Annotated in this window: 4 protein-coding genes; 3 read left to right on the forward strand and 1 reads right to left on the reverse strand. The window is 64.3% G+C overall.

What is annotated here, in order from left to right; all coding sequences use genetic code 11:
* Window positions 1–1059: hypothetical protein (locus tag V5A19_RS13300; RefSeq protein ID WP_332327918.1), on the reverse strand; the 1059-nt coding region annotated here is incomplete at its 3' end.
* 403 nt (window positions 1060–1462) lie between these two features.
* On the opposite strand from V5A19_RS13300, the gene V5A19_RS13305 reads away from it, so the two are divergent.
* The 3 genes from V5A19_RS13305 to V5A19_RS13315 all read left to right on the forward strand — a co-directional run.
* Window positions 1463–2284: a chemotaxis protein CheW gene (locus V5A19_RS13305; protein ID WP_332327919.1), complete on the forward strand. Its 822-nt coding sequence runs from the start codon at window positions 1463–1465 to the stop codon at window positions 2282–2284.
* 41 nt (window positions 2285–2325) lie between these two features.
* Window positions 2326–3105 (forward strand): ParA family protein, encoded by a 780-nt coding sequence (locus V5A19_RS13310; protein ID WP_332319122.1) that lies wholly within the window; start codon window positions 2326–2328, stop codon window positions 3103–3105.
* Window positions 3106–3133: 28 nt separating this feature from the next.
* A partial coding sequence (locus V5A19_RS13315; protein ID WP_332327920.1) for an ATP-binding protein occupies window positions 3134–6359 on the forward strand: 3226 nt, incomplete at its 3' end.

Here is a 6359-nt window from a genome sequence, read left to right on the forward strand (position 1 = left end):
GGCGATCCGGGCCATCTCCGACTGTAGGCCCTGGATGGGCCGTTGCAGGTGCCGCCGGGCGACCCAGAAGAAGGCCCCCGAGCCCAGCGCAAGAACCAAAATCGCCATGACGCCCCCCCAGATCTGGTTCTCCCACTTGGTGGCCTCAAGACGGCTGCGGTCGGCGAGCACGGAATGGATGGTGCTCATGGAGGTGATCGCCGACAGGTAGGCCTTCGCCCCGCCGTCGGGTCCGGTAAGGGGGATCAGGGTGCGGGCCAGGCGCCCATCGCCGATAAGTTGGGTTTGGGATGAGTTGATGCCACCGGAGCCATTGGTAAAAACGGCCTCGCTGAGCTGGCTTTCCAGCTCCCCATGGCGGTGAAGAAGCTCACCCTGCGGGGTGACAACGGCAAGGGCGGCAGGGAACTCATCAGTGGAAAGAAAGCTGCGAACTTCCGCTAAAAAGCCTTCCATGGGGATGGCGACGCCAAAGGCCCCCTGCCAATAGATGTCCTCTCGGGTCTCGGTATGCACTAGACCCGCGGCGGTAAAGAAGGGCTGGCCTTCGATTAAGGCGAAGGCGGTCAGCCCTTCGATAGCCTCAGGGCCTCTAAGGGTCAGCATCTCCCCCATAAGGGCGTCCATCCATCCGGTGCGATCCCCGTTTAGGGAGCCTTTCACCGAAGCGTCGTCGGTGGTCCCGGCCAGATCGTAGGCTTGGAAACGGACGTTTTGCGGCATGTCCGGTAGGGTCTGCAGGGAGAAAAGGGCGTCCCCAAAGGCTGAGGCATCGCCCTCTTTGAGGGCTTCGGCCACCCCGTTCCGAGTACGACCTTGCAGCATCAGTTCGCGGGCTTCGGCCTCGAATTGCTTTTGCAAAGACCTGGTTACCCGGCCAGCGGTGGCCTCCTGCAGGGTTCGCCAGCCCTGATTGACCCGATCGACCCTCTGCTCCCAGATTTGATCCTCGTAGCTCAGGGCCGACACCAGGAGCCATAACATGGCTCCGGTTAGGATGACGATGATGGTGGTGACCAGGATCTGTAGCCGGGCGCTTAAGCTATAGAGGTAGCGCATTCTCACTCTCGGGCGGGGCAAGTTGGGGTGGGCTCAGGAGCCTGGGGGTTGCTGCCGAAGCCCGGTGCCGATGGCCTGCTAATGGGTTATTTGGTTCCAGCTTCCGAAATGGGTTTCTAAGCTAGCCCCCTCTCGGACGAGCCCTCATTCTGGGCCGGTTCTCTTAGAAAACAAGGTCCAACCTTGCTAGTGGCGTGCCGTTGGCCACGGCCCTGCCATTTCTTGTCGGAGCCAGTCGGGCCTTCTTGATGGTGAATGGCTGGAATTTTTGATCCGGGCGAACCGCCGCGGAGAGGCTAAAGGCTCGAAATTTGAGGTCAAGAACAGTAGGGTGTGGGCAAACGGGGCTACCGGGGGAAAATCCGGGAAACCGCTCAACGCTTCGCGACCACGGGTAGGTGCCATGGAAACCGCCCAGATCTCCAAAGAGGCCCATACCGCCGATGCGGCCAAATTCCTCCTGTTCCGGCTCGGCGAGGAGCTGTTCGGGGTGGATGTGACCGCCCTCAAGGAGGTGGACACCCTCCTGGAGCGTGATCTCACCTTCATCCCGGACTCCCCACAAAGCCTGCGCGGTCTCATGAACCTGCGCGGGGTCATCGTCCCGGTGCTCGATACCCGGATTCTCCTCGGCCTCGGGCTCTACGAGGATACGGCCGAATCCCGGATCCTGGTGGTCGATATGGACTGGCGCCTGGTGGGCTTCGTGGTGGACGAGGTTACCGATCTGCGCGCCATTCAGCGCGACGAGGTGCAGTCACCGCCGTCCAATTCGGAGATCCAGCGCCAGCACGGCAGCTACCTCACCGGGATTGTCAACTCCGAGGATGGGGTGGTGGTGCTGGTGGATCTGGCCATGATGCTCCCGGAGAACCCCTTCATCGACCAGCGCAGCCACGCTCGCCAGACCGTGGACCTGGAGATCCGCCATCGCGATCTGGAAGGCGAGGAATGGCACGATGGTCACTTGAGCACCATCAGCAAGGGAGGCTTGCGCCTGGAGAGCAACCAGGAGCTCCCGGAAGGGGCCTGGCAGGAGGCAAGCCTGCCCCTGGATCGGTCCCACAAGGGCCAGGATCGGATCGAGCTCCAGGCCGAGGTGCGTTGGGCCCGTACCGCCAGCGGCCTAGCTGGCGGACGCTTTTCCCATCAATACGGGCTGGCCTTTGCCTCTATGACCAGCGAGCAGGAATCCCTGCTCGAGCAGGCCTACCGGCTGGATTGAGCTGGTTGAGCCGACACCATAAGGCAGGGAGCTCTCTCAAAATGCGAACATTCGCGGTGGTGAACCACAAAGGTGGGGCGGGTAAGACCACCACGGCCGTCCATCTGGCCTGGGGCTTGGCTGAACGGGGGAATCGGACCCTGATCGTGGACCTGGACCCGCAAGGGGCATTGGCCAGCTACTTCCGATTGACCCCGCGCTATACGCTCTACCACGCCGTCATGGAGGGAGTGGAGCCGGCCCAATGCCTCGCTGAGGTACGGCCCGGTCTGGACGCCCTGCTCGCTGATGGAACACTTGCCCAGCTGGAGATCGCTCTGGCGGATCGCCCCCGCCGCGAGAGTGCCTTGCGCCAGTTTCTGGAGGGCGCGGAAGGTTACGACGTGGTGGTCTTCGACTGTCCTCCGTCGCTGTCCCTGATTATCGTTAATGCCTTTTACGCTGCCGATGCCCTCATCGCCCCGGTTCAGATGGAACTGTTATCATTTAGGGGCCTGATCCAGACCCTGGAATACGCCCAGTTCATGAGGCGATATCTGCAGTTTCAGCCCGCTTTCCTGGGGGTGGTGCCGACCATGCTCCGGGAAAATAATCGCTGGCACCAGGGTTGGCTGAAGCGGACTCGCAAGAGCCTGCCTGCCGACCGGGTGCTGCCCCCCGTGCCTTACGATGAGGCCATTCCCGAAGGGCTTCAGGACGGACGAACCGCCTTCGAAGCGGCGCCCGAAGGGCACGCCGCCCAACGCTATTGGCAGATGGTGGAACGCGTGGAGGCTAATCTGACCAGCCACCAGCCGGAACAGCGTCGTGTAGCCGAATAGCGCGCCCGCGCAGGAATTAGGAAGAGCCATGCCAGGCAACGGAGACTTCAGTGCCGGACCTCATTCCGAGGGGTTCGAAGACATCATGGCCCGCTTCTTCAACCCCGAGTCCCAGGGCGATGAAGTGGCAGGGGGCGGTCTTTCCTCGCTGCTCGAGGAGGTGCAAAACCGCCCTGGGGACCCCGAGCTGCATACCGAGCTAGCCCGCCGCTTCGGCGAGCTAGCTGAGCAGGAATGGCTCGACCAGCTCGTTGGGGGTCTGGTCGATGCGCTGGAGGCCCTTTTCCGGCAGATGGCCAACTTCGACATCCGGCTTCACCGGGTCATGTACCAGGATCTGGAGCAGGCGGTACCGGTTCTGGACGCCCTCCTCCAGGGCACCACGCCGGAGCGTCCGGCAGCGGAGCTGGAGGGTCGCATCCTGCGCCACCTGCTGGAGACGGAAGGCGGGGAGGATGCCGACAGAGAGACGGACGGCAGCGGTGCCGATGCCCTGGCTGAAGACGTGCGGGCGCTGGCGGAGGACCCCAGGCACGGGGCCACCCTCGACCGGCTCGGCCAGAATCTGGACGATCTCTCCGAAAGCCTTTCGGGGGAGGCCGAGACCCTGGCCCTGCGCATGGGGGACTTGCTGGGGTCCTTCGCCGAGGGGCATCTGGATTGGGGTGATGACATCCAGCAGGCCCTGCTTGCCGGCGCCGAAGCACTGGCCGCCGGCGAGGAGGAAGAAGCCGCGGCGGTAATCCCGCAGCTGGAGCCTATCCTGAGCCCGGAGGAAGCTGGCGATGCGGGGGTGAGCGCGGAAAACCAAGGGCCAGAAGCCGCGCCTGATCCGGAGCAAGTCGTGGCCGACTGCGAGCGGCTTGTGTCGCAGAACGGTGACGAAGCCGTACTGGATGAGCTCGGTGCCCAACTGGACGAGTTGTCGGAGGCCCTGAGCGGCGCGCGAGAGAACCTGGCACTGCGCATGGGCGATGTTCTTGGGGCCTTTGCCGCTGGCCATATTCCCTGGAGCGAGGAGCTGGGCAAACGCCTCCAGGCTGGGGCGGAAGTGCTGTCCCGTGGGGGTGATCCCGCCCCCCTGATTGCCGGACTGGAGGCCTTGATGGACCATGCCTCGGACCACGAGGGTGACCAGGCCTCCGGTCGGGCCGCGGAGAGAGCCCCGGCGGCTAATACCAGTGGCGACGGGGGTCTGGCGGGCGCCTTGGAGAATTTGATCGCCAGTCCCAGTGATCCCCAGCTCCTGGAGCCGGCCCGTGCCGCCGCGGTTGCCACTGCCGAACGGCTGGAGGCGGAGGGGGGTCCGCTGGCGGACCTAGGACAGCGGCTGGGGGCCATCTTCGAGGGCCTGGCTGCCTTCGATATCCGCTTGCACAAGGTCATGGTTCAGGATCTTCAGGCTGCCATGGGGGCGCTTGAAGGAGAGGACGAGCAGGCGGCCGAGGACGCCTACCATCGCTTGGCCAAGCACGTACCTGTAGATACGGGGGAGGCCGAAGACGAAGCGGCGGAGGAGGCTGACGCTGCCAAGCCGTCGCCGGCTAGGGAACCGGAGCCCGCACCTGAGCCGGAGTCAGAGGCCCAACCGGAAGCCGAGCCCGAGCCTGAACCTGAGCCTGAGTCCGAACCGGCCCAGGATCAAGCCGACGTTGCCCACCCCGAAGAACACAACGCCGAGGAGGGCCTGCCCAAGGGAGTTGCCGCCCTCCCGGAAGACGCCGATCCGGACCTGGTAAGCGCCTTTGTCGAGGAGTCTCGGGAGGGCCTGGAAGCCCTGGACCAGGATTTCATGGCGTTGGAGGATAACCCCGCCGACGGTGACCGGCTCCATAGTGCCTTCCGCACCATCCACACCATCAAAGGCACCGCCGGCTTCGTCGGCTTGCCGCGCCTGCAGGGCATGACCCATACCATGGAGTCGGTGATGGACCGCCTGCGGAACTTCGAGATACCCCTAACGGCGGTCATGATGGACGACCTGCTGGCAGGCTCTGACCTGCTGCGGCAAGTGGTTGACCGGGTTGCCAACGGCGGCGGCGACGATCTGGCCATGGAGGGAACCGCCCGTCGGCTGACCCATTACCTGCGGGCGGACTACCGGGGCGAGGAGCCCGCGACCCCCAAGAGCCAGGACGCTGGCGAGAGCGGCCCAGAAAAGGCTGCCCCGGCGGAGGCGGTTCAGGGACCCGGGGGCGAAACCGAGGGCAGGGACGGGGATGCCGCTCCAGCCAAGACCTGCGGCGAGGAAGCCCGTGACGGCGAGGAAGGCGGTGACAACCAGGCCCGTGAAGGCCAGACCCTACGGGTTCCCCTGGAACGCCTGGATCGCCTGTTCAATCTGGTTGGTGAGCTGGTGCTGACCCGTAACCAGACCCGTGAGCTTGCCCGCCGGGTCGCCTCCCAGATAGACGACGAGCGCTTGGCCGAGGACCTGTCCGAGGAAGCCCACCGCCTCGATCTGGTCACCTCCGACCTTCAGTCGGCGGTCATGCAGACGCGCATGCACTCCCTGGCGGCGAGCTTCAACAAGTTCAAGCGGGTCATTCGCGACCTCTCACGCAAGACCCACAAAGAGGTCCAGCTCAACATCTCCGGCGAGCAAACCGAGCTGGACCGCAATGTCATCGAGGCCATCCAGGACCCGCTGGTCCATCTCATCCGGAACTCCGTGGACCACGGTATCGAGGATCCGGACGAGCGCGAGGCCAAGGGCAAGGATCAGGCCGGCACGGTGGCCCTCAAGGCCTATTACGAAGAAAACTTCGTAGTCATCGAGGTGGCCGACGACGGCGGCGGGCTGTCCGCCGACAAGCTACGCAAGAAGGCCGTGGAACGAGGCATCGTCGATGCCAACGAAGCGGAGCAGATGTCCGACCGCGAGGCCCAGCAGCTGATTTTCTCGCCCGGCTTCTCTTCTGCGGAGAAGGTCAGCGACATCTCCGGGCGCGGTGTTGGCATGGACGTGGTGCGCTCCAATGTGGAGGAGCTCAAGGGCTCCATCGAGCTCGACTCGGCAATGGATCAGGGCACCACGGTACGCATCCGCCTGCCCCTGACCCTGTCCATTCAGCAGACCCTAATCGTCCAGATCGGTCCGGAGCACTTCGCCATCCCGCTGGAGACGGTCAAGGAGACCCTGGATTTCGAGCCGGCCAAGGTAACCACCGTGCGCGGCCAGCGGGTCTACCAGCGCGAAGGCGAGATCCTGCCCATCCTGCAGATGACCGAGCTGTTCGGCATGAGCCGGGTGC

The sequence above is a fragment of the Thiohalorhabdus sp. genome (genome assembly GCF_036628635.1).
GTDB lineage: Bacteria > Pseudomonadota > Gammaproteobacteria > Thiohalorhabdales > Thiohalorhabdaceae > Thiohalorhabdus.

What these genes read in the sequence shown, in the direction of transcription:
- V5A19_RS13305 (WP_332327919.1), top strand. Translation starts at nt 1,463, where the DNA reads ATGGAAACCGCCCAGATCTCCAAAGAGGCCCATACCGCCGATGCGGCC.
- V5A19_RS13310 (WP_332319122.1), top strand. Translation starts at nt 2,326, where the DNA reads ATGCGAACATTCGCGGTGGTGAACCACAAAGGTGGGGCGGGTAAGACC.